Origin of the sequence: Hyphococcus formosus (assembly GCF_046736345.1) — a bacterium.
Classification (GTDB): domain Bacteria; phylum Pseudomonadota; class Alphaproteobacteria; order Caulobacterales; family Parvularculaceae; genus Hyphococcus; species Hyphococcus formosus.
In genome coordinates this window covers 826,955-850,299 of sequence record NZ_CP157210.1, presented here as the reverse complement: position 1 = coordinate 850,299, position 23,345 = coordinate 826,955, and the positions used below count along the sequence as shown (strand labels likewise).

Sequence of the window (23,345 nt, the reverse complement as noted above, 5' to 3'; positions counted from 1 at the left end):
ATCGGTTAACTATTCCCGCGCTTCAGTCTCAAGGGCGAGCGCATGGAGTTCGCCACCCATCCGGCCTTTGAGTGATTTGTACACCAATTGATGTTGCTGCACACGATTTAGCCCATTAAACGCACTCGACACGATGCGCGCGCGGTAATGATCGCCATCACCGGCTAAATCCTCAATCTCGATTTCCGCATCGGGCAATACCGCGAGAATGAATTTCTTAATATCATCAGCTGCCATTGGCATAGGTGAAGCCTCCTTAGGCGTCTGCGCTTCCATATAATTGGGCAGCGCGTGGTCATTTAGGTCAGAAAGGTCAAGCAACGAAAGCGCATCGTCGCCATCAAGTGTAATGTCCGGCCCGCCAAAGCGCCCAAGCTTAGACGCCTGTACACCGGCCATCGCGGCTTTCAGCAATAGCGTATCAGCCGCTGACGGTGATGCAGCCACGAGGTAACGGCCCTGGTCTTCGCCAAACCAGAAAGCGGCTTTGCGCGCTTTCACTGGCGTCGTCAGATTAAGCCCGCGCCCGCAAGCAAGCGCCATTTCCGCAGCGGCGACCAATAGGCCACCATCGGAAACATCGTGGCAGGCCGTGATGATCCCCTCTTCGATCAGCTTACGGATAAGCTCGCCGGTTTTGCGTTCGATCTCCAGATCAACCGGCGGCGGTGCCCCTTCGTCGATCTCAAAGAGATCACGCATATAGAGCGATTGTCCTAAATGGCCGCGCGTAATGCCGATTGCGATCAATTCTTCGCCAGCTTCCGCACCGCCGACGCGAACCGCCTTGGTCACATCATCAAGAACACCAACGCCGCCAATCGCCGGGGTCGGCGGGATCGCGACACTATTGGTTTCATTATAAAGCGAGACATTGCCGGAAATGACCGGATAGCTGAGCGCTTCGCAGGCTTCTGCGATGCCTTCGATTGCACCGACAAATTGCGCCATGATTTCCGGGCGTTCTGGATTACCGAAATTGAGGCAATTGGTAATGGCCAAGGGCGATGCGCCTACTGCGCATATATTGCGATAAGTTTCCGCGACGGCCTGTTTCCCGCCTTCAAACGGATCAGCCTTCACATAGCGCGGCGTCACGTCAGTTGAAACCGCCAGACCGCGATTGGTGCCGTGAACACGCACCATCGCCGCATCGCCGCCCGGTGCAACAACTGTCTCACCCATCACGGAATGATCATATTGCTCCCAGATCCAACGGCGCGAACAAAGATCAGGCTGCGCCATCATCCGGGCCAGCGCCGTCAAAATCGTATCGCCGCCGGGCGCATCCGCGAGAGAGATTTCTTCTTCGCGCTGTTCAACCTCTGCGGTTTCAACCATGCCGCTTGTGGCAAGGTTTTTCGCCGCCTCTTCAAAACCCGAGAAACTGACCCCTTCGGGCTTGGACCGCGCATAAACCCGCGCCTCACCGTCACGAACGCTCAGGCCAACGGCCTCAACAAGTTCTGCATCCGACAAACGATCGGCGATCAACGTATCAGCGATAACACGCATTTCCGCTTCGGATTTTCCCGGCCCGCGCAAAATCGCTTCCGCTTCGCGATAGGTCACGGTCGGGTCTTTCAGCGGCGCAGGTTTTTCAAGCGTCGAATAAGGCCGGTCATAATTCGGCGCATCATCCGCAAGCGGCGGTACCGGCATATCGGCTTCGATTTGGCCTTTATGTTTAATCACAAGACGGCCCGTATCGGTGGTGACACCGATCACCGCAAAATCAACGCCCCATTTTTCAAAGATTGCGCGTGCCGCGTCTTCCCGGCCCGGCTTGAGCACCATCAACATGCGCTCCTGACTTTCAGAAAGCAGCATTTCATAGGCGGTCATGTTTTCTTCGCGCTGGGGCACATGATCGAGATCAAGTTCGAACCCGCCGCCGCCTTTTGCCGCCATCTCAACCGAAGATGAGGTCAAACCGGCCGCGCCCATATCCTGAATAGCGATGATCGCATCAGACGCCATTAACTCAAGGCAGGCTTCGAGCAGCAGTTTCTCCGTAAACGGATCACCGACCTGTACCGTAGGACGTTTTTCATCGGACGCATCATCAAACTCGGCTGACGCCATGGTCGCGCCGTGAATACCATCGCGCCCGGTTTTCGCGCCCACATAAACAACCGGATTTCCGGCACCACGCGCGGCGGAGTAAAACACCTTGGCTTTTTCAGCGACGCCGACTGTCATGGCATTCACAAGGATATTGCCATTATAACCCTTGTCGAAATTGGTCTCGCCGCCAATTGTCGGAACGCCCATACAATTACCATAGCCGCCAATGCCCGAAACTACACCGCTGACCAGATGGCGGGTTTTGGAATGGTCCCACTCGCCAAAACGAAGCGCATTCATATTAGCCACTGGCCGCGCGCCCATGGTGAACACATCGCGCATAATCCCGCCAACCCCGGTCGCCGCCCCCTGATAGGGTTCGATGAAGCTCGGGTGATTGTGGCTTTCCATTTTGAAAATCGCCACCAGCGGCACGCCGTCATCGTCGGTTCCGATGTCGATCACACCCGCATTCTCGCCCGGTCCCTGCACCACCCATGGCGCGGAAGTCGGCAGTTTTTTCAGGTGCCGGCGGGATGATTTATAGGAACAATGCTCCGACCACATGACGGAGAATACGCCCAATTCAACGAGATTGGGCTCGCGGCCCATATGGGCTTTGACGCGCTCGTATTCTTCGGGATTAAGGCCATGTTCGGCGACGATTTCAGGGGTAATGGTGGTCATGCGAATCCGTGGATCAAACTTCGCCGCTTCAATAGGCCGGTTGCGCCTCAGGTGCAAACGCTGTTGCGGGAAATTCGATCACTTACGCGGATATAGATAGTCTTCAGGGAGGCCCATGCGTCTGCAGGCCTGAATTGGCGGACCGGATCGCAGCTTGAGCCGATCCGCGCGCCGCGCCATTCGCCGTACCATTCGCCCCTCGAAAGGCCGCAATCCATAACGCTTATCGAGACCAAGAACCGCCCGGATTTCGGTGGGCACAATATCGATGGCCGCCCGGACCAGTGAATGTTGCGCGATCTGCGCCGGTGGCGGAAAGGCGTTGGCCCGCTTCATGATCGTCAGAAATTCAAAGATAATGTCTGATGCTTCGAGCTTGGGGAGCATTTCGCGAAACAGCGTCTGCTGGGCCATTAGTGACTGCGGGGCATCTTTTGCGCCATAAAGCGCGGCGGTTTTACGCCCTTCATAATAATAGCGGTCGCGGTCTTCATCTGTGAGGGGGGAAACATAGGCCGAATAGGCTTCTAAAAATCCAAAAGCGGCGGTCACATGGACCCATCGCAAAAGCTCAGGGTCGCTCGCCGCATAGGGGGAACCATCGGGCGTCACCCCGGCGATATTTCCGTGCATCCGATTGACCATTTCGATCATGCGCGCACTCACCGATTGGGCCCCATAAACAGTCACCATCGCCGCGAGGCCCGTTCGCTTGAGGCGACGCACAGGATCAGTGCGAAAGCTCGTATTGTCCCAAACGCCGGTCCGCACGCGCGGCTCGGCGAATTCGAGGATCACCGCCGTCACGCCGCCAATAAAAAGCGAAACCGGATTTTTGAATATCCGCCAGGAAATGGAATTCGGATCCGTCAATGCTGGTTCGCCAAAGGGTTCAGCAAAATCAACCTTGGCCAATACCGGATCGCCCAGATAACTCTGGGCGGCTTTATCGAGCCGTTTTTCAAGCCCGTATTTCACCCGCGATCTCAGTGTTTCAATTGGCATTGCAAAAGGCCCACAATGAAAATCGCATCCCATTTCTTCCGGATGCCAGGCCAAAAGTAGATCACAAATCCGATAGTTTCACGACGACAATCGTGCAACATCGCGGCGAAATTAAAGGCGTTTTGACATATTTCGCACGACAGAATGCCATTTGAACGGGTATTATTTGATCGCGCAATCGCCGCGCAACGTCTTGCGCGGCTTATTTCTCGGTCTACGGATTAATTCCGTTCAGCGCGTTGCCAGCTGCTCAACAAAGATCGCACGGTCCATCACCATGCCGCCGCATGACTCGGCGTTGGTGAAATCTGCCCAGATCGTGGCTTCTTTTCCGAGGAGCGAACGCGAACGATCATCCGCCGCAATCCGCCATTCCATACCGTCACGGGTGCGCATGGTTACGCATTCGCTATCAACAAAGCTAACATAGCCACGCAGCACCGCTTGCGATCCCGCGGCATTCGCGTGGAATGTCGGCGCTGGAATTGCGGTGGCCGTTCCACTTGTGAGCTGTGTGCAGTGCATCGGCGCATCACGGCCTTCGGGCAGCGGTTTGAATTCGCGGACTTGCGCGATCTTGCCGTCGGGCTGACGACGCAGCACGGCGCATTCCATCAGTGCAGAAAGCGGTACCTTTCTAAACGACGACACGCTGATCTCGGTCGGGCGCGGTGATGTATTCACCGGGTTCATGGTCAGGCCAGCATTACGAATGCGCGCCGCGGATTCCTGTTGATAGCTCAGATGGCTTCCCTGTGGGCTCGCCGACCGCCCCAGACTTGCCTCCAAGTAAAACGGCCCCGTTGCCGCTTCTGGCGTATGCGCCACGGTCTTTTTAGCGCTCTTATCGGGCCATGGGCTCGGTTCATAATGATAGACCGGATCGGGGGTCTCGACCTCGGTCACAATCGTTGGCACCTCACCGGGATAATCGGTTTCATCCGGCACCGCCAAATGCTCGCCCGGGCGGACATAATTCGGGTCGACACCGCGATTAGCCTCTTTGAGCGCCGCAAGCGAAACATTGCAGGCGCGCGCGACCTTTGACAGCGTGGTCGGCGCATCAACCGGATAGGAATGCCCGCACCGCCCGGCCATTGCTGGCGACGCTGCTGCAAATCCTGCCATTAGCGCAACAACCGCGATGCCGCGCCGCATGAGTTGAAACTGAGCCATAATCCCCCTCCGATCAGACATCTGGAATTATGGTTAATAACACGTTTTGCGAGAAAATGTGCGCAGAATAGACGTGAAATTTTGTCTAATTCTGCAGTGTTGTGCCTATGATGTTAACCAACAGATTAACCATCTATTACGCTGTAATTATTCACAAATGACGGTCGGAATTAATCATCTTTGTGAACAACGCCATCTTTCATCACAAAGGCGACCTCTTCCAGCACCGAGATATCCGATAGCGGATCGCCGGAAACCGCGATGAGATCAGCCCGGCAGCCGACGGCGACGCAGCCAAGCTCGCCTTCACGGCCGAGCGCCTCGGCGGCGAGTGAAGTCGACGCCCTAATCGCCTGAAGCGGTGTCATGCCAAAGCGCACCATGCGCGAGAACTGTTTGGCATTGTCCCCATGCGGAAAGATCGCGGCGTCGGTGCCGAACACGACCTTTGCGCCTGCTTTCACGGCCTTGCTAAAGCTTTCCCGCTGGATGCCGCCGACCTGCCGCTCTTTATCAAGGGACTCTGGCAGGACACCATTTTTCTCGCCTTCGCTAAGCGTATATTCCGTATTGTAAATATCCATCGAGAAATAAGTGCCGGCTTTCTTCGCCATACGGATCGCTTCATCATCGAGATAGCTAACATGCTCGACTGTATCGACCCCTGCCCGGATGGCGTTCTTTATGCCGATTGTTCCGTGCGCATGAGAAGCCACCTTCAACCCACGCGAATGGGCCTCATCGACGATGGCGGTTAGCTCTTCGACAGTTCCTTGCGGCGCGCCGAGCAATGTCCCCTTCGAAAAGACCCCGCCCGTCGAACAGGTCTTAATCAGATCGACACCATATTTGATATTTTGCCGAACCTTTGCCCGCATTTCCCACGGTCCCGTCGCTACGCCTTCGCCACTCGCTTCATAGGATGGAGGTAACAAATTATTATCCGAGCAATGACCGCCAACGATCCCCACAGGCGGGCCAGAAACGAACATACGCGGCCCCGCGATTTCGCCCGCATTGATCGCATCGCGGATCGACAAGGTTTCATAACCGTCAGAACCGACATTCCGTATCGTCGTGAACCCCGCCATCAGGGTTTTGCGGGCATTCTCCACGGCCCAAATGATCGTCCGCTCAACAGGAATGACCAAGGACGCATAGCCGCCCCCCTTGGTCGGATCGCCAGTAATATGCGTATGCATATCGATAAGACCCGGCAAAGCCGTCTTTTCGCCAAGGTCGATATGCTCCGCACCCGCGGGCTTTTCGACCTCTGCGGCGGTGCCCACAGCGGTGATTTCTCCGTCTTCTATAATAAGTGCCGCGTTCGCGATTGCAGTACCCTTTTGCGGATCAATCAGCCGTTCCGCCGTGACATAGAAGGTTTCCGCCTGAGCTTTATTGAATGCAAGCACCGCAATAGCTGCAGTGATCGCGACTGACCATTCTGACATGACGCCCCTCAAATTCGAATTTCGGTAATGGTCATCCGATCCTCAAGCATCGTCAACCGATAAAAGCAATTGCACGGCGCGCGCAGACCGAAAGTATTAATGGTGCGTTAACAACAGACGTCGAAACAAGCGACAATTGTTGTCATTTGAACACAACAAGTTGTGGTCAATGAAACATTTCTAAAAATTTTATCTATTTTCTGCTGATTAACCACAAATCCTTACGTCCCTTTAACGACAAATCGCAGATGTTCTATCCGCACTAAAGTTTCTGCGGGGAGTACCCTATGTGGGTCGTTGATAGAAAATCAGATTCGAAGCTATCGAAACACCGGACACGGACGAGCGTTTCCCGGCACCCGCGGTTTGCTCGTAACAATGATGGCAACATCATTTTTCTTTTCGCGTTTATGCTCTCCGTCTTATTCCTGTTCGCTGGCGGCGCGGTTGATTACACGCGCTGGAACGCGGTCCGCGCTGACATGATCGAATCCATGGACGCGTCCAGCCTCGCGCTCGCGCAGCTATCCGCGACCGATCCTGACTTAACAACTGAGGAATTGAAGGCCTATGGCCGCAAATTTTTCGAGGCGAACTTCAATTACGAAAATAATCTTTTGCCCGGTTGGAATATTGAATTCACGCTCGATGATGAAGCGGTCGTATTGACCTGTGTGACCGGCAAGCTGAAGACCTATTTGCTTGGGGTCGCAGGGATTAAAAAGCTCGACATCGATAAATGTGTTGAAATCACCAAGCGCGGGTCCGGACGTGTCGAGCTTGCACTTGTTCTCGATGTCACTGGCTCAATGGGCAACAAAATTGATGGCGTAAAGAAAATAGACAGCTTGAAGGACGCGGTCGAAACACTTCTTGACGTTATGTATGGCGAAAAGACTGAAAGCGATAACATCAAAATCGGTGTTGTTCCGTTTAATGCATATGTCAATGTCGGCGAGGCTGCGAGCTGGAAAAATGCTTGGTCCGATAGAACCGCGAAAGCAGTTTATCATGGCGACCGCTTCATTCACGTGACCAAGAAAGGTGTTGTGAATGTAAACCGGAAGGTTAATCATTTTAAACTGTTCGATTCGACACCTGGTACATCCTGGGGTGGCTGCGTCGAGGCACGGCCCTATCCGCTAGATGAATTAGACGTCGCCCCGATCTCAACAATTACGACCACGACGCTTAATACGGCTATGACCAACCCGACCCAGTATGCGTCGAGTTCTGATCAATATGAAAAACGGACATATGATGCGTTTGATGATGCGCCTGCATTTGCATTAGATACAAGCGAACTTACGGACCCTGTGAATTTCAAATGGGTTCCGATGTTTCATCCCGACGAACCAGATTGTAACGCCGATTGGAAGGGGCGCTGCCCGCTTTCAAACGGCAATTCCTATTGGACCGGCGTTGAAACCTTCACTATCGAAGGTGTACCGCATGTTCAAAATTTCTGGCGCAGTTGGTTCGTAGATCCAGAATATGCGGACTACGACGCCAGTGATTACTGGAACCGTAATTTCATCGATGACCAGCGTTATATCGGCAGATATGAGGGCGAGAATACGGGACGGTACGCAAAGATCGTTCAGGATTTCCGGATGCTCGATATCACGCCTACGGCACTGTTGAATAACAGGCAAAAAAACTGGCGCAATAAAATGATTGAATTAGGTGTCGAGGATTTTTACGACACCGACATCACCTCGGCTGACGACAGCTCAACAGCGAATTCAGATGAATTCATTTTGCGCAATGCTTATGTCGGATGGTGGGACGCTACTACCAAGACATACAAATACAAATACGACCTGTCACCTAGCGTGACGAGTGATCGCGGACCAAATCTCGATTGCGCACGCCCGGTTTTACCGCTGACCAATAATCGGACGACAGTCGAGACTCACGTGAATTCACTGGGGACGAATGGTAACACCAATTCGGCAAATGGTGCGATTTGGGGATGGCGTCTTTTATCGCCTGAAGCTCCGTTCACCGAGGGTATTGGTCCTGAGGATACTGATTACGAGAAATGGCAAAAAGCCATCGTGATCATGACGGATGGTAACAATACCACGTCGAACCTCGACACCCATTGGGGCTCTGACCTGACCGCCTATGGTTTCGAACGCGAAAGCCGCATGGGTAAGAATATGGATGATGCGGACGACATGGAAGACGAGTTCGATAACAAGCTGCTACGCATTTGCTATCGCATGAAGCAGGAAGGCTATCTCGTTTATACGATTATGTTTGGCCTTGATAGCTCCAGCACAGAAAAGGTTTTCCGCGCCTGTGCGTCGAAACCGAGTGAACCCTATTTCCACGACGCCGTTGACGGCGAAGACCTCGAAGAAGCCTTTGGGCAAATCGCTGCTGACCTCGTAGATCTCCACATTAGTAAGTAGAGCCATTGATGAGTGTTTTAGTTTCAACAGGAAAACGGAGGCACCCGGGATTGTTACGGGACTCGCGCGGGTCGACAGCGGTCGAATTCGCGATCATCGCGCCGGTTTTTCTTATGGCGATGTTTTCGATTTTTGAGGTCGGTTGGTTTTTCTATGCGAACTCTGTTGTTGACGCAGCCGTCAGTGATGCCGGGCGTCAGATCAAAACCGGCCAGCTACAGAAATCTGGCGGTACCAGCGACGACAAATATCAGCAGATTTACACAAAAGTATGTAACATCCTGAAAACCTTCGGCGGTTGTGAAAACCGCCTTACGGTCGAGGTGAACACCTATTCGAGCTTTACCGATCTGGCTGCGGATAATAATCCGCCGACATGCGCAGACGCGCCGCCTGATCAGCTCGATGCGATTCCCTTCGTTCCTGGCGGTGAATTGGAAATTGTTCGTGTCCGAATTTGTTATATCTATAACACGCTAAATCCGGCCATTGGCGTAAATCTGGCGGAATCCGAATCCGGCAAACGGCGACTGATTTCCAGTCTGATTTTCAGAAATGAACCGTTTGAAACAAACGCGAAGAAGCGAGACTAATGGTCAGTCAAATGCGAAACATAACAGAAAAATATTCTCCAACGAGCGTCCTTCGCCGATGGAGAAAAGCTGATTCAGGCATAGCAGCGACGGAATTTGCTGTCCTACTTCCGGTGCTGGTTCTGTTGTTTTTTGGCCTGATCGAAGCCTCGAATGCAATGACGGTAAATCGGAAAGTCGCGATCTCGGCCAACACATTGGCGGATTTGGTGGCGCAGTCAGAAGAGATCAAAGAATCCGAGGTCGATGATCTGTTTGCCGGTGTCATGGAAATTATTCGCCCCAGTGACCCGACCAATATGACTTTAAAACTTTCTAGCGTCGTATTGGACGAAGACGGTAACCCCGTCGTTCACTGGAGCCGTGACAATAATGGCGGCGAGCCTTATGCCGAAGGGCAGGAATTTACGAAACTCTCCGACGACACAATCATCCCGAGCATTGCGTCGCTGATCATCGTCGAGATGTCTTATACCTATCAGCCATCAATTACCAATCGCGTGATGGATACACCCATTCATTTTACGCGCCAGACCATTCGCTGGCCGCGCCTCACAACAAAGGTGCAGCTAGAAGGCGCTGGCAGTGGCGGCGGTGACGATTGATCATCACCGCCGGTCAACAAAGACTATCGTGTCAGTGGCTTGTATTTGATCCGTGTCGGGACTTCCGCTGCGGTGCCTAAACGACGTTTTTTGTCTTCCATGTAGTCTTCGAAATTACCTTCAAACCATTCCACATGGCTATCGCCTTCGAATGCGAGGATATGCGTCGCGATCCGGTCAAGGAACCAGCGATCGTGGCTGATGATGACCGCACAACCGGCGAAGTCTTCGAGAGCGCGTTCAAGCTCGCGCAATGTATCAACATCAAGATCGTTTGTCGGTTCGTCGAGGAGCAGCAAATTCGCTCCCTCTGTTAGCATTTTGGCTAACTGAACACGGTTGCGCTCACCGCCAGATAGGTTTTCCACCTTTTTTTGTTGATCGCCGCCCTTGAAATTGAACCAGCCAACATAGGCACGGGACGAGATTTCCCGTTTGCCCAGCGGAATAATATCAAGACCGCCTGAGATCTCTTCCCAAACGTTTTTCTTTCCGTCCAGATCTTCGCGGCTTTGGTCCACATAGCCGAGTTTCACGGTTTCCCCTATGCGGAGGCTCCCCTCATCCGGCTGCTCTTCACCAGTCAGCATGCGGAACAATGTGGTTTTACCGGCACCGTTCGGCCCGATTACGCCGACAATTCCGCCGGGCGGCAATTTGAACGACAGATCTTCAAACAACAGCTTGTCGCCAAATCCTTTTTTGAGGTTCTCAGCCTCAATCACGACACCGCCAAGGCGTGGACCCGGCGGAATTTGAATCTGCGCGAGATTGATCTCTTCTTTCGAAGCCTTGTTGAGCAATTCATCATAGGCATTGATACGCGCTTTTGATTTCGCCTGACGCGCTTTCGGGCTGGCCTTGATCCAGTCAACCTCGCGATCAAGGGTCTTCTTGCGGTTGCTTTCTTCGCGTTGTTCCTGTTCGAGGCGCTTGCGACGCTGCTCGACCCATGAGGAATAATTGCCCTGATAAGGAATGCCCCGACCGCGATCGAGTTCGAGAATCCAACCCGTGACGTTATCGAGGAAATATCGGTCGTGCGTGACCAATACCACCGCACCCGGATATTCCCGCAAATGGTGCTCAAGCCAAGCAACCGATTCCGCATCAAGGTGGTTGGTCGGTTCGTCGAGCAACAAAAGGTCAGGCTTCGACAATAGAAGCTGCGCCAACGCAACCCGGCGCTTCTCACCACCCGATAGCTTGTCCACCGCCCAATCACCGGGCGGGCAGCGCAGGGCTTCCATGGCCATTTCGATTTTCGAGTCGAGGTCCCACCCGTCTGCCGCGTCGATTTCTTCTTGCAGCTTAGACATCTTATCCATCAAGTCGTCAGAGTAATTCTCGCCAAGCTCCATGGAGACTGCGTTGAAATCGTCGATTTTCTGTTTCAACTCGCCTGCGCCCAACAAGACATTCTCGAAAACGGTCTTGGATGGGTCGAGTTCGGGCTCTTGCGGCAAATATCCGACGGTTGCGCCATCAGCGGCATAAGCCTCGCCGACAAATTCCTTATCGACGCCGGCCATGATCTTCAAAAGCGTCGATTTACCCGCGCCATTGACCCCGACAACCCCGATTTTGGCGTCTGGATAGAACTGTAAGTGTATGTCTTCCAATATCTTTTTGCCGCCTGTGAACTGTTTCGACAGGCCCGACATGAAATAGATGAACTGGTGTTTCGACATATGGCCTTCGGGGCTCCTTAAAGCTTTAATTTCGTTGCAAGTGGGGAACAGCGCCGCGTCTTATCCCGCCTTACGGGTCAATTCAACGCAAAGCAGCGTTTTCGATCTGCCAATCTTCCCTTATATGGTAATAAGTGCAGATAAATGCATGGGGAAACAAAGCGGGGATCGGGTTCAATGTCGGGTTATGTAGGTAAAACACTGGCCGGTGGTGAGGAAATCATCCACCGCGCAAATTTCAACTGGACCTATAGTTTCTTTCCCATGCTGTGGTTCTCCCTAGGGATGGCCACATTGGCGTTTTTCTTTTTCATTCAGTTCGCCGCCGACGTCCCTTTTGACAAATTACGGATTGGCTGGTGGTGCGCGATCATCGCGGCGATTTGCGGCGGACTCATTTTGATCAATCATATGATCGTTCTCATCACGACCGAAATCGTCGTGACCACCTATCGCTTTGTCTACAAAACGGGCCTTGTCGCGAGACACACGCAGGAAGTGAGCCTCAACAAGATCGAGGAGATCACCCTGGAGCAATCGATCTGGGGTCGGATTTTTGGCTATGGCAAGCTGGTGCTGCGCGGCACCGGGGTTGGCGTCATCACCCTGCCCGATCTCGACAATCCGATTAATCTTCGCCGCCTGATCGAAAACGCGAAATCGGCTCTGCGCGAGGATCAGCGCGAACGCCGCCGCATCAACGAAGATGACGACGATCGCTAATTGCCAAAGCTTGCGTTGATGATCGCTTCCAACCCGTCCTGATCAACCTCGTCGAACATGGCGGGTTTATCGCTATCGACATCCAACACCGCGATCAATGCACCGGTCTTGTCGAGGACAGGCACCACGATCTCTGACTCTGACCGCGCATCACAAGCGATGTGACCGGGAAAGGCATGAACATCTTCGACCACTTGCGTTGTCTTGGTTGATGCCGCCGTGCCGCAGACACCCTTCCCGAACGGAATACGCAAACAACCCAGCGTGCCTTGATAAGGCCCAATCACAAGCTCTTCGGGCTTGTTTGGATCGACCACGTAAAACCCGGTCCAGAAGTAATGATCGAAACCGTGATGCAAGATATTCGACACCGTCGCCATGCGCGCGGTGATATTATCTTCACCATCGATCACCGCCGCGATTTCCTTGGCGATCGTTTCGTATTGTTTGGCTTTTTCTTCTTTGGTCATTGGGCTTGCTCCTTGCCCTCTCCAATCACGATGCTATCGCAAAGTCGAGACTCAAATGAACGCCAATCGTCACATTCAATTGATCACCCCGCGTTAGCTCGCCCACCCCTTCCGGCGTGCCTGTGAAGATCAGATCGCCAGCTTTCAACTCAAATAGCTCGGATAAGAACATGATGATCTCTTCCGGTGACCAGATCATCATCGAAAGTGGCGCATGCTGGCGCACGTCACCATTTACGGTGGTCGCTAATTGCGCACTCGCGAGGCCGCCAAGCAACTCATCTGCCGGTACGATCTCACCGATCGGAGCCGAATGGTCAAAACCCTTCGCTGTATCCCATGGGCCTTGGGCATCTTTTGCCTTGTTCTGAAGGTCGCGGCGCGTCAGATCACATCCGGCAGCATACCCATAGATCAACGCCTTTGCGGCATCGGCAGATTTGATATCGCGACCGCCCGATTTTAGCGCCAGCACCAATTCACCTTCAAAATGGAGGTTGCTCGTCCCCTGCGGATAGGGAAGCGTCGCACCATCAGGCGCTACGGCGTCAGCGGGTTTCGTAAAAAATACCGGCGTCGAATTTTTCGGGTCGCCGCCCATCTCCCGGACATGGTCATCATAATTGCGGCCAATACAAAAGATCCGGCGCACCGGGAATTTACCGCCACCTTTTATGGAAACGGATGGCTGGACGGGCGGGTCAATTACGAAACTCATTTGAAATTCCTCAATATGGATATAGCACGGCCAAACCAATGCCAATGAATGCAACGCCGATCAATGAACCGATGACCGGAATGATAAACCAGAATGCCCGGGCAATTGCCACATAGGATGCGCCCATCAGAACGATCACAATCCGTATGATGTAATCGGCGAAAAAATCTGGCCGAACCAATGCGCAATAGCCGACAATAAAGCCATAAAACATAACGCCGATACTATGGCTGAAATGAAAACCCAATGATGAGAGCCAGAAGTTTCGTGCATCCTTGCGCATGTTGATCGTGGTCGTTTTCAGCGCCGCAAGAAGCTCGGTCTTGGCCGGTATAAATCTCTTTGGATCTTTTACGTCGAGAAAACTCAGGATCAGGTGCAATAAGCCCAGAACGAAAAAGATGATTGCGCCCGCAAGGACCATGTAATTCGCCACGGCTTACTCCGGCTTTTTCAAAACGCGTTTTGTGGATGGCGGAAAACGCCCGAGCAGCGATAAGGGCCTGACGGGCCTTGGCACAAAGTTGCCGCCGCAATTTGGACAAACCCCTTTCAGCGCCTCTTCGGCGCACTCAACACAAAAGGTACATTCAAACGAACAAATCCGCGCATCGGCATCCGGAGGCAAATTTTTGTCGCATCGCTCACAGTTTGGTCGGAGCTCAAGCATCTGTTCCTTCCTCTCCGTCACCTTCGGGGCGACGGTCAGGCAGCTTATCATATTCTTTCGGCATGGATTTGATATGCACATCCCGCTGCGGGAACGGAATTTCTATGCCGGCCTCTTTCAATTTCTTGAAGATCTCAAATCGCAATTCCGTACGGACCGAAAGCCCTTTTGAAATATCGTTGAGATAGGCCCTGATTTCGAAATCCAGCGATGACTGACCAAAATCCATCCAGGTCACGTAAGGTTCAGGATAGGCGACAATAAGCGGATGCGCCTTGGCACATTCGAGCAGGATATCCCGCACCTGTTCTGGGTCCGCATCATAGGTGACCCCGACGGGTACAATCACGCGGCCAATTTTGTTCTTGTGAGTCCAGTTCGTCACTGTCGATGAGATCAATTCAGAATTTGGAATGATGATCGACGAGCGGTCAAAAGTTTCGACTTCGGTAGAACGAACACTGATCTTTTTAACGGTCCCTTCGCCCGAGGTCGTGACGATCCAGTCGCCAACTTTGATCGGGCGCTCGAATAGCAAAATCAGCCCCGAGACGAAATTGTTGACGATGGATTGAAGGCCAAAACCAATACCAACCGATAACGCACCGGCGATCAGGGCGAGATTTCCGAGATCGATACCAAGCGCGGAAATCGACGCGAATAGCGCGATCACCAACCCCGCATAGCCTAAAAGCGTCGTGAGAGAGTTTTGAACGCCAATATCCGCCCGGGAATGGGCAAGCGGCCCTTTTTGCAGGCCTGATTGCACAAGCCGCGTAATTGCCATGATAACCACAAAGACAATCGCCGCGGCGAACAGCTTTGCGACCGACGGAATATGCACCCCGCCAATATTAAAGCCGAACAATGCCTGACCGGCGATATCGGCCACCGCATCGCGCGGAACCCCGAACAGAATCGCAAAAACCGGTGCGAGCGCCATTGCGAGCAATGTATTGATGACAAGGCGCGACCAGAAAACAAAGTTTTCGGATACACCATCGTCCTTCGCCTTTTCGGCCGGCAAAAGGCTCCTGCGCATATGCCACGCGGTTTCCGCCAGCATCGCCCGCAATATCCAGGCAAGGCCGATGAAAAGCGCCACAAAGCAGAGCCGCGTTGCGACAAAATCTGCGAAGCGAACATAGCCGACCAAAGCCGCTGCAATAATAAGAATAGCCAGCACTCGGCCAAAGCGGCGGATTAATCGCCAACCACCGCCAGCGGCCTCGCCGTCAACGCGCCAGAGCGCACTTCGGCAAAGCGCAAAAACCAATACCGCGATGACAATCGCGCCGCTGGCCCATATCAACCACAATAAATCCGTTTCGGCATTCGCCGCGACGCCAATCGCGCTAAGGAGCGTTTTCAAAGAAAGAATAATCGCCACTGCGATCGCCAGATGGCTTGCGGCCCGCGCCCGTTTTTCATCAATCGGCGCGATCCGCCAATCCGCAGAACTTGGTGAAAAATACCCGGCAGTGAATCCGGAAACAACGAGAATGGATAAAACCCCGATCCAGAATGCACGCGCGGCGGAAATGCCTTCCGCAGTAAGCAGCCCTTGGGCGCGCAATGTCTCAATGATGATCAGGCCACCGATCACACCGGGCACAGTCCGGGCGGCCATCTTCATGCCGGCGACAATAATCCGGCGCGATGGTGTTGGTTTGCTCTTCTCGATACGCGCCGCAAAGGTGTTCATCACCCAGCGATTGACCGGACCGAACATCAGGAACGACAGAACCAATGCGCCAACGATGATAATTACGGAAAAATTGTAATCCCCACCTGATCGTTTCTCATCGCCCCACTTCGAGAAATACTGGCCAATTCGCGACGCGACCTCAGAAGCCGAGCCCAAAGCCCCGCCCCAAACCGACGGCGCTAGCGGGCTTTTTCCGCGCTCTAACAGCGATCGATACAATGTGCCGAGGCGCGCACCGGACAGACGCGTCAGTAGCTCGCCGGTTTCATAAATATTGGCAAGGACACGCGTTCGCTCCCCATTCAGCCGCGCTCGTTCGCTTTCAAGTGAGCTTCGCTCAGATGCAATGATGTCGCTTTCCGGCGGATCATTTTCGCCGGGCGCAGGCCCCAATAAATCAGCTTGGACACGAATTGCCTCAAGCTCGCGTTCAATCGCCGACAAGCGCCGCCGCGAGCCATCGCGCAATTCGCGCAACGTGGTTTCATACTCATCGGCATTTTTCAGCCGGTCATCATCAAGGCTTTCGCGAATATCTGCGATTGTCTCGCTCGCGCGCTCAATTTCGCGCGCTCGCTCATTTTGTGCATGCGCGTAACCGGCCGCAAAGACCAATGCCGATATAATGATCAAGAACGCCAGAGAAATTCGGCGCATTGCGGTTACAGCCATTTGATCAACCTGAATAGAATCAACAATCCGAATCCGATAACGCCGCAGCCGAAAACCACAAGCCAGAATCCAGCCGGCGAATCGACCCCCGGCATACCGCCGACATTGATCCCGAATAAGCCTGTGAGAAAACCAAGCGGCAGGAATATGGCAGCAACAACGGAAAGCACCATCATGTTCCGATTCATTTCTTCGGCCCGTTGGTCGGTCAATTGATCCTGAAGCACCATCGCCCGTTCCCGCGCCGCATCAATATCCTCTGTCATGCGGGTCACCCGGTCTGCGATCTCTCGAAGCTCGGTTCGCGTATGCGCATCAAAAAGCGTCGATTCGTCATTGGCCAGTCGGTTGAGCGCATCCCGCTGTGGCGCAACGAACCGCCGGAAATGCACCGCCGCCTGACGCGTATCGGCCAGCTTTGGCCGCAGACCCTGACTGCTGTCTTCGTCCAGCATAGCCGCTTCGAGGTCATCGACCTCTTCTTCGATCTCCTGCACATAAGGTTCTGTGCGCGAGGTCAGCTTGGTTGCGAGCTTTGCCAGCAATAATCCGGGAGAAGCAATCTCTGCGCCGTCAATCAGGCTCGCGCGCAGATCCTGCGCGGCCATCAGGCGGCGTCGGCGTGTGGTTATTACGCGCTTTTGAGTTAGCCATATCCGGATCGACACCATGTCTTCCGGTTCCGCACCTTCATTTAGGTTCACACCGCGGAGATTGACCACGAGGCCAGTTTCGAAACTACTGACCCGTGGACGTGTCTCACCAGCAAGCAGCGCACTCGCAGCAGCATAGGGAATATCTGATTGAGACCGTATCCATTTTTTGGTCTCGTCATTGTTCATATTGAGATGCAGCCAGACGAAGTCAAAATCGCCCGCCTGAACGGCTGCATCTTCCCAGCGCATCTCCGTGGCTTTGCCATCTTTAAACCCAAAACCAAAAACAAAAGGCGGCCCTGAATCTGAAACCTGCGAAGATGGCGCTGGTTGTCTCATATATGCTTTCCCGTAGTGCTAGATAATTTTCTGGCCGGTTTTCTCCCAATCAGCCATGAATGCTTCCAGCCCTTTATCCGTAAGCGGATGTTTTGCGAGCGACGTTAGAACCTTTGGCGGAACGGTCGCGACATCCGCACCTGCAATCGCAGAATCCTTAACGTGATTTGGTGACCGAATGGAAGCCGCAAGTATTTCCGTGCGGAAATCATAATTATCGTAAATCATGCGAATTTCGCGGATTAGGTCCATTCCATCGATATTGATGTCGTCAAGCCGCCCGATAAAGGGCGAAATGAACGTCGCGCCTGCTTTTGCGGCCAAAAGCGCCTGATTGGCGGAGAAGCAAAGGGTGACATTGGTGTCGATCCCTTCGGAGGAAAGCGCCTTACAGGCGATCAGGCCATCAACCGTCAGGGGCAGCTTAACGGTGACGTTATTGGCGATTTTCGCGAGCGATTTGCCCTCTTCGACCATTTTCGCGGCTTCAAGCGCGGTAACTTCGGCGCTGACTGGTCCATCGACCAATTCACAGATTTCCGCCACTACTTCGCGGAAATCGCGGCCGGATTTCATAATCAGGCTCGGATTGGTCGTTACGCCATCCACAACCCCCAAGGGTAACAACTCCCGGATTTCACTAATTTCTGCGGTGTCCACAAAGAATTTCATCGCTAGTCTTTCTTGTTCATCATCTAAATCGGCCTCGGAAAGCCCCCTATTAACCCGGACTGTCCGTTCAGGATAGCCTCAGCGCGCGCAGAGACTATCCTGCCCTAAGTCGCTGAGTTTCGCAGTTTTTCTAATCAGCAGAAAAGCAAAAATTGGCCTATCCGCGACGAATTATCACCAAGTTGCGAGACCACCCCTTTAGGGGCTTGTTTTCTTCGCCGGAGGTTGAGATATGCAATTTCGAGTGCGCGGGCAAAAAGGCAATTCCTGATAGGCACGCGGTTGTTTTTATGGGCAATATTGCCATGCTAGCCGGCTAAACGGCAAATGGGTCTAAATCCATGACAAAAATTACTCCGGATAATCTTTCGGTCGTTGTCCGCTTCGCAGGGGATTCCGGCGACGGCGTTCAGCTATTGGGATCGCAATTTGCGGAATCAACCGCCCTTGCGGGTGCTGATTTCTCGACCTTCCCGGACTTTCCGGCTGAGATTCGCGCGCCAGTAGGAACAACCTTTGGTGTTTCCGCTTTCCAGATCAATCTCGGCGCGAGACGTATTTCAACCGCCGGCGATCAACCTGACGTACTCGTCGCGCTCAATCCTGCTGCGCTGAAGGTGAATTTACCGCTCCTTCAAAAGGGCGCGCTGATTATTCTGAATACGGATGCTTTCAACGACCGGAATTTTGCAAAAGCCAACATGGCCGCAGACCCGCGCAAGACCGGTGAATTAGACGACTACCAAGTCGTTGAGATCGACATCTCGACCCAAACGCTGGAAGCCGTGAAGCCGCATGGTCTTTCCAAGAGCGACGCCGAGCAGTGCAAAAACTTCTGGGCGCTAGGCACAGTCCTTTGGATGTTTGGCCGTGACCGCCAACCCATTATCGATTGGGCGCACAAAAAATTCGCGAAAAAAGCACCGGAAGTGCTTACCGGCAACCTTGCTGCATTAGACGCAGGCCATGCCTTTGCGGAAACCGCTGAGCTTTCTGCGGAGCTGCCGCAATTCGTGATTGGTGAAGCGCCGATGCAATCAGGCGACTATCGCTCGATAACTGGTGCCGAAGCGCTTTCGCTTGGCCTTGCCGCTGCGGGCGAGCTGGCGGATCGGGACGTGATTTTCTGTTCCTATCCTATTACGCCCGCTTCACCGATCCTGCATCACCTTTCCAAAATGGGTGAGCTTGGCGTTGCAACCTTTCAAGCGGAAGATGAAATCGCAGCTTGCTGCGCAGCGATCGGCGCATCCTATGGCGGCGCAATTGGCGTAACCTCCTCATCAGGGCCCGGTATTGCGCTTAAAGGCGAAGCCATTGGCCTTGGCATGGTGGCGGAATTGCCCCTCGTGATCGTCAATTCTCAACGGGGTGGCCCTTCGACCGGCCTGCCGACGAAAACCGAGCAATCAGACCTTTATCAGGCGGTTTATGGCCGTAACGCCGACGCGCCATTGCCAGTGATCGCGACCTCATCACCCGGCGATTGCTTTGATGCAGCGATCGAAGCCACGCGGGTTGCGGTTCGCCATATGACGCCAATCTTCCTGTTGACCGACGGCTATATCGCCAATGCTGCGGGGCCATGGGCCTTGCCGGATATGGCAGATTTCGCACCGATTGAAACTCATGCCGCACCGGAAGCGCCGTCTACGGATGATCCGACCGACGTTAAAAAAGCGATCTGGAAACGGGATGACGAAAGCCTTGGCCGCCCATGGGTCGCGCCGGGTATGAAAGGCCTAGCGCATCGTATTGGCGGTCTCGAAAAAGACATCGAAACCGGCGATATTTCCTATGACGCGCAAAACCATCAGGTGATGGGCGAAATGCGCGCCGCGAAAATTGACGCCATCGCCAAGTTCATTCCGGACCAAGAGGTCGAGCAGGGGCCAAGCAAAGGCCGCCTCGCGGTTGTCGGCTGGGGATCGACCCATGGCGCAATCTGGCGCGCGGTGCATCAGGCTAACGAAGAAGGCTTGAATGTTGCGCAAATCCACCTGCGTTGGCTCAATCCATTGCCGAAAAATCTGGGCGACCTTTTGGCTGGATACGACCGTATCTTGTTGCCCGAAATGAATTTTGGTCAGTGTGCAACACTTCTTCGCGACAAGCTCGGCGTGGAAGTCGTGCAACTGAATAAAGTATCAGGCCAGCCGTTCAAGATTACCGAAATATCAGATGCGATCCGCGCCAACCTCCCTGGCGAGATACAGGCTGCGGAATAGGAACGAAACAATGAACAAGCCACTTACCGCAAAAGATTTTGCAACCGATCAGGAAGTTCGCTGGTGCCCCGGATGCGGCGACTACGCGATCTTGAAATGCGTGCAGAAAACGCTGGCCGATGTTCAGGCGGACCCCGATCAAACGGTGTTTGTTTCCGGGATCGGCTGTTCTTCGCGTTTTCCGTATTACATGAATGCCTATGGCTTTCACACAATTCACGGGCGCGCACCGACTTTTGCGACCGGTCTGAAAATCGCCAATCCGGACCTCGATGTCTGGATCGTGACCGGTGATGGCGACGGTCTTTCCATCGGCGGCAATCATTTGCTTCACGTGCTGCGCCGGAATGTCGATGTGCAGGTCCTGTTGTTCAATAATGAAATTTACGGCCTGACCAAAGGGCAATATTCGCCGACATCACGGCCGGGTACGCGTTCGCCATCAACGCCAGCGGGCTCGATTGACCAACCGGTTTCGCCGGGTGCGTTCGCGCTTGGTGCCGGTGCGCGGTTCATCGCGCGCGGGGTTGATACTGATGCGAAAAACCTGTCGCCTGTTTTGGCCTCAGCGCGCGAGTTCAAAGGCGCGGCATTTGTCGAGATTTTCCAAAACTGCATCGTCTACAACAAGGACGTGTTCGAGGATTTCACCAACAAGAAGCAAGCCAAAGAAACGCAGCTTCATGTGCAGCATGGCCAGCCATTATTGTTCGCAAACGGAACAAAGGGCCTGAAACTAAATACCGCGACACTCACGCTGGAGATTGTTGATGTGGGCGATAACCACACGCCGCAATCTGAAATTCTTGTCCATGACGAGACCAATCGCGGAATTGCGCAGATGTTGTTGACCCTGCCGAAAGAGGGCTTCCCCATGCCGCTTGGCGTGATTTATCGCGCGCCGGCAACGTCATTTGATGATGCTTTCTGGAGCCATCACCCGACCCAAGGAAAGCGCACCGGCAAAGTCGCCGACGCTCTTCGCAAAGGTAGTGTCTGGAAAAAAGATTAGTGGATTGCGGGTCTAAGCCCGCAATGGTGCCAGAGGCCAGGGTCGAAACCCCGCCACTGTCATCCCGGCCTTGAGCCCGGATCTACTCACCTACGCTGCGCTCTTTACTGGATTGCGGGTCTAAGCCCGCAATGACGCTAGAGGCCAGGGTCGAAACCCCGCCACCGTCATCCCGGCCTTGAGCCGGGATCTACTCGCCTGCGCTGCGCTCTCTACTGGATTGCGGGTCAAAGCCCGCAATGACGCCAAAGGCCAGGGTCGAAACCCCGCCACCGTCATCCCGGCCTTGAGCCGGGATCTACTCGCCTGCGCTGTGCTCTCTACTGGATTGCGGGTCGAAGCCCGCAATGACGCCCGAGGCTCGGGTCGAAACCCCACCACCGTCATCCCGGCCTTGAGCCGGGATCCAGCAAAACAGGACTAAGCCTTTAACGCAGCTTCCGTAGCACCGGCAAAGATATCGAGACCTTCGTCCAGCAGCTCATCACTGACCACCAGCGGAACCAAAGAACGCAAGCACTGCGCATAAGCACCAGCGGTTGTCATGATCAATCCGCGCGACCGCGCCTCGGTGAGGATCGCCGCAGCAACTTCGCCATTTGGCTTGCTCGGGTCGCCGTCTTTTACGAATTCGACCGCGCACATGCCGCCCACTCGGCGGACATCACCAATAACGCCTTTTGCGACCCCGTTCTGAAGCTCGCGCCAGCGTTTCTCGGTCTTTTCGCCGATTTCAAGAGCGCGCTTTAACAGCCCCTCTTCTTCGATGATGTCAAAAACCGCGAGCGCTGCAGCACAGGCGACCGGATTGCCGCCATAGGTTGACCCCATTGAACCGGGAACAACTTTATCCATTAGCTCGGCTTTACCGGTCAGCGCCGAAAGCGGCAGACCAGCCGCGATCGACTTTGCGATACAAATAAAGTCCGGCTCAACGCCTGCATTTTCAAAGGCGAAATATTTACCGGTCCGGCCCATGCCGGATTGAATTTCGTCCGCGATCAGCAAAATTCCGTGTTCGTCGCATTTCGCACGAAGCCCTTCGAGGAATTCTTTCGGTGCCGGGTTAAACCCGCCCTCGCCCTGAACCGGCTCAACGATCATCGCCGCCACTTCATTCGCGTTAATCATCGATTTGAAAATATGATCGACACTTGCGAGCGCATCCGCGACAGACACGCCGTGATAGGCATCAGGATATTCCCCGTGGAAAATCGCCGGTACATATGGGCCAAAGCCGACCTTATAGGGTTTCGATTTCCCGGTTAGTGTTGTCGCCAATAATGTGCGGCCGTGAAAGGCACCGGAGAAAGCGATAACGCCGGGACGCCCCGTAATCTGACGCGCGAATTTAATCGAGTTCTCAACGGCCTCTGCCCCTGAATTAAAGAGCGCGGTTTTCTTTGGCGTAGAGCCTGGTGTCAGCCGGTTGAGCTTTTCGCAAACTTCGACATAGCTTTCATATTGAGCAATACCGAAGGCCGTATGCACAAAATTGCTGGCCTGTTTTGAAATCGCTTCAACGACTTTTGGGTGGCTGTGGCCGACATTCAAAACGCCGATCCCGCCGATAAAATCGATATAGCGCTTGCCTTCAACGTCCCACAGCTCAGCGCCTTGAGCGCGCGCCGCATAAATGCCTGACTTTGACGGCAAGCCCACTGGGCAAGCGTCGTCGCGGCGAGATTTCAGGGATTCGTTCGAGGCAAATTGATTATTTCCGTGGTCCATTTTTCCGGCTCCGGTTAGATGCGCATGTAATCGGCTGTAGCATGATCG

General features: G+C 53.8%; 20 protein-coding genes. 7 read left to right on the top strand and 13 right to left on the bottom strand.

All coding sequences use genetic code 11. The features are described from left to right. Positions 1-9: 9 nt before the first annotated feature. From purL to ABFZ83_RS03900, 4 genes are all read right to left on the bottom strand, one after another. Positions 10-2,754, bottom strand: a complete 2,745-nt coding sequence (gene purL / locus ABFZ83_RS03915; protein WP_411818123.1) for a phosphoribosylformylglycinamidine synthase subunit PurL — start codon at positions 2,752-2,754, stop codon at positions 10-12. Between the two features lie 78 nt (positions 2,755-2,832). Continuing rightward, on the bottom strand, positions 2,833-3,759 hold the full coding sequence (locus ABFZ83_RS03910; protein WP_411818122.1) for an oxygenase MpaB family protein: 927 nt from the start codon (positions 3,757-3,759) through the stop codon (positions 2,833-2,835). A 231-nt stretch (positions 3,760-3,990) separates the two neighbouring features. Then, entirely contained in the window at positions 3,991-4,935 is a 945-nt protein-coding gene (locus ABFZ83_RS03905) for a LysM peptidoglycan-binding domain-containing protein (protein WP_411818121.1), read from the bottom strand. 170 nt (positions 4,936-5,105) lie between these two features. Continuing rightward, on the bottom strand, positions 5,106-6,389 hold the full coding sequence (locus ABFZ83_RS03900) for an amidohydrolase family protein (RefSeq protein WP_411818120.1): 1,284 nt from the start codon (positions 6,387-6,389) through the stop codon (positions 5,106-5,108). 287 nt (positions 6,390-6,676) lie between these two features. Here ABFZ83_RS03900 and ABFZ83_RS03895 point away from each other — a divergent pair, with 287 nt between their 5' ends. From ABFZ83_RS03895 to ABFZ83_RS03885, 3 genes are read left to right on the top strand one after another with little or no spacing between them, the layout of a single operon-like run. Then, positions 6,677-8,809, top strand: a complete 2,133-nt coding sequence (locus tag ABFZ83_RS03895; protein ID WP_411818119.1) for a hypothetical protein — start codon at positions 6,677-6,679, stop codon at positions 8,807-8,809. 8 nt (positions 8,810-8,817) lie between these two features. After that, positions 8,818-9,402, top strand: a complete 585-nt coding sequence (locus ABFZ83_RS03890) for a TadE/TadG family type IV pilus assembly protein (RefSeq protein ID WP_411818118.1) — start codon at positions 8,818-8,820, stop codon at positions 9,400-9,402. Positions 9,403-9,413: 11 nt separating this feature from the next. Further along, positions 9,414-10,007, top strand: coding sequence for a TadE/TadG family type IV pilus assembly protein (locus ABFZ83_RS03885; RefSeq protein WP_411818117.1), 594 nt, complete (start codon positions 9,414-9,416; stop codon positions 10,005-10,007). 23 nt (positions 10,008-10,030) lie between these two features. Here the strand turns inward: ABFZ83_RS03885 and ettA are convergent, their stop codons facing one another. Continuing rightward, positions 10,031-11,698, bottom strand: coding sequence for an energy-dependent translational throttle protein EttA (gene ettA / locus ABFZ83_RS03880; protein WP_411818116.1), 1,668 nt, complete (start codon positions 11,696-11,698; stop codon positions 10,031-10,033). A 177-nt stretch (positions 11,699-11,875) separates the two neighbouring features. Between ettA and ABFZ83_RS03875 the strand changes: the two genes are divergently transcribed. Continuing rightward, positions 11,876-12,421 (top strand): PH domain-containing protein, encoded by a 546-nt coding sequence (locus tag ABFZ83_RS03875; protein ID WP_411818115.1) that lies wholly within the window; start codon positions 11,876-11,878, stop codon positions 12,419-12,421. Here ABFZ83_RS03875 and ABFZ83_RS03870 read toward each other — a convergent pair. The 7 genes from ABFZ83_RS03870 to fsa are packed head-to-tail and all read right to left on the bottom strand — an operon-like array spanning position 12,418 to position 18,326. Beyond that, positions 12,418-12,891 (bottom strand): GAF domain-containing protein, encoded by a 474-nt coding sequence (locus ABFZ83_RS03870; protein WP_411818114.1) that lies wholly within the window; start codon positions 12,889-12,891, stop codon positions 12,418-12,420. The genes ABFZ83_RS03875 and ABFZ83_RS03870 overlap by 4 nt on opposite strands. Before the next feature lie 25 nt (positions 12,892-12,916). Then, positions 12,917-13,609 (bottom strand): fumarylacetoacetate hydrolase family protein, encoded by a 693-nt coding sequence (locus ABFZ83_RS03865; protein ID WP_411818113.1) that lies wholly within the window; start codon positions 13,607-13,609, stop codon positions 12,917-12,919. Between the two features lie 10 nt (positions 13,610-13,619). Next, positions 13,620-14,045 carry an LIC_13387 family protein gene (locus ABFZ83_RS03860; protein WP_411818112.1) on the bottom strand — a complete coding sequence of 142 codons (426 nt, stop codon included), beginning with the start codon at positions 14,043-14,045 and terminating at the stop codon, positions 13,620-13,622. 3 nt (positions 14,046-14,048) lie between these two features. Then, positions 14,049-14,279 (bottom strand): DUF1272 domain-containing protein, encoded by a 231-nt coding sequence (locus ABFZ83_RS03855; protein WP_411818111.1) that lies wholly within the window; start codon positions 14,277-14,279, stop codon positions 14,049-14,051. Beyond that, on the bottom strand, positions 14,272-16,659 hold the full coding sequence (locus ABFZ83_RS03850) for a mechanosensitive ion channel domain-containing protein (RefSeq protein WP_411818110.1): 2,388 nt from the start codon (positions 16,657-16,659) through the stop codon (positions 14,272-14,274). The genes ABFZ83_RS03855 and ABFZ83_RS03850 overlap by 8 nt, the downstream gene beginning before the upstream one ends. Then, positions 16,650-17,654 (bottom strand): zinc transporter ZntB, encoded by a 1,005-nt coding sequence (locus ABFZ83_RS03845; protein WP_411818109.1) that lies wholly within the window; start codon positions 17,652-17,654, stop codon positions 16,650-16,652. Before ABFZ83_RS03845 ends, ABFZ83_RS03850 begins: the two co-directional genes overlap by 10 nt. An 18-nt stretch (positions 17,655-17,672) precedes the next feature. After that, positions 17,673-18,326, bottom strand: coding sequence for a fructose-6-phosphate aldolase (fsa, locus tag ABFZ83_RS03840; protein ID WP_411818108.1), 654 nt, complete (start codon positions 18,324-18,326; stop codon positions 17,673-17,675). Positions 18,327-18,667: 341 nt separating this feature from the next. On the opposite strand from fsa, the gene ABFZ83_RS03835 reads away from it, so the two are divergent. The 3 genes from ABFZ83_RS03835 (at position 18,668) to ABFZ83_RS03825 (ending at position 21,990) form a co-directional block, all read left to right on the top strand. Beyond that, the gene (locus ABFZ83_RS03835) at positions 18,668-20,554 is read left to right on the top strand and encodes a 2-oxoacid:acceptor oxidoreductase subunit alpha (protein WP_411818107.1); all 1,887 of its coding nucleotides are present in this window, start codon (positions 18,668-18,670) and stop codon (positions 20,552-20,554) included. A gap of 10 nt (positions 20,555-20,564) precedes the next feature. Further along, entirely contained in the window at positions 20,565-21,566 is a 1,002-nt protein-coding gene (locus tag ABFZ83_RS03830) for a 2-oxoacid:ferredoxin oxidoreductase subunit beta (RefSeq protein ID WP_411818106.1), read from the top strand. 178 nt (positions 21,567-21,744) lie between these two features. After that, on the top strand, positions 21,745-21,990 hold the full coding sequence (locus ABFZ83_RS03825) for a hypothetical protein (protein WP_411818105.1): 246 nt from the start codon (positions 21,745-21,747) through the stop codon (positions 21,988-21,990). Here ABFZ83_RS03825 and gabT read toward each other — a convergent pair. Then, positions 21,987-23,297 (bottom strand): 4-aminobutyrate--2-oxoglutarate transaminase, encoded by a 1,311-nt coding sequence (gene gabT / locus ABFZ83_RS03820; protein WP_411818104.1) that lies wholly within the window; start codon positions 23,295-23,297, stop codon positions 21,987-21,989. The two genes, ABFZ83_RS03825 and gabT, sit on opposite strands and share 4 nt — an antisense overlap. Positions 23,298-23,345: the final 48 nt, after the last annotated feature.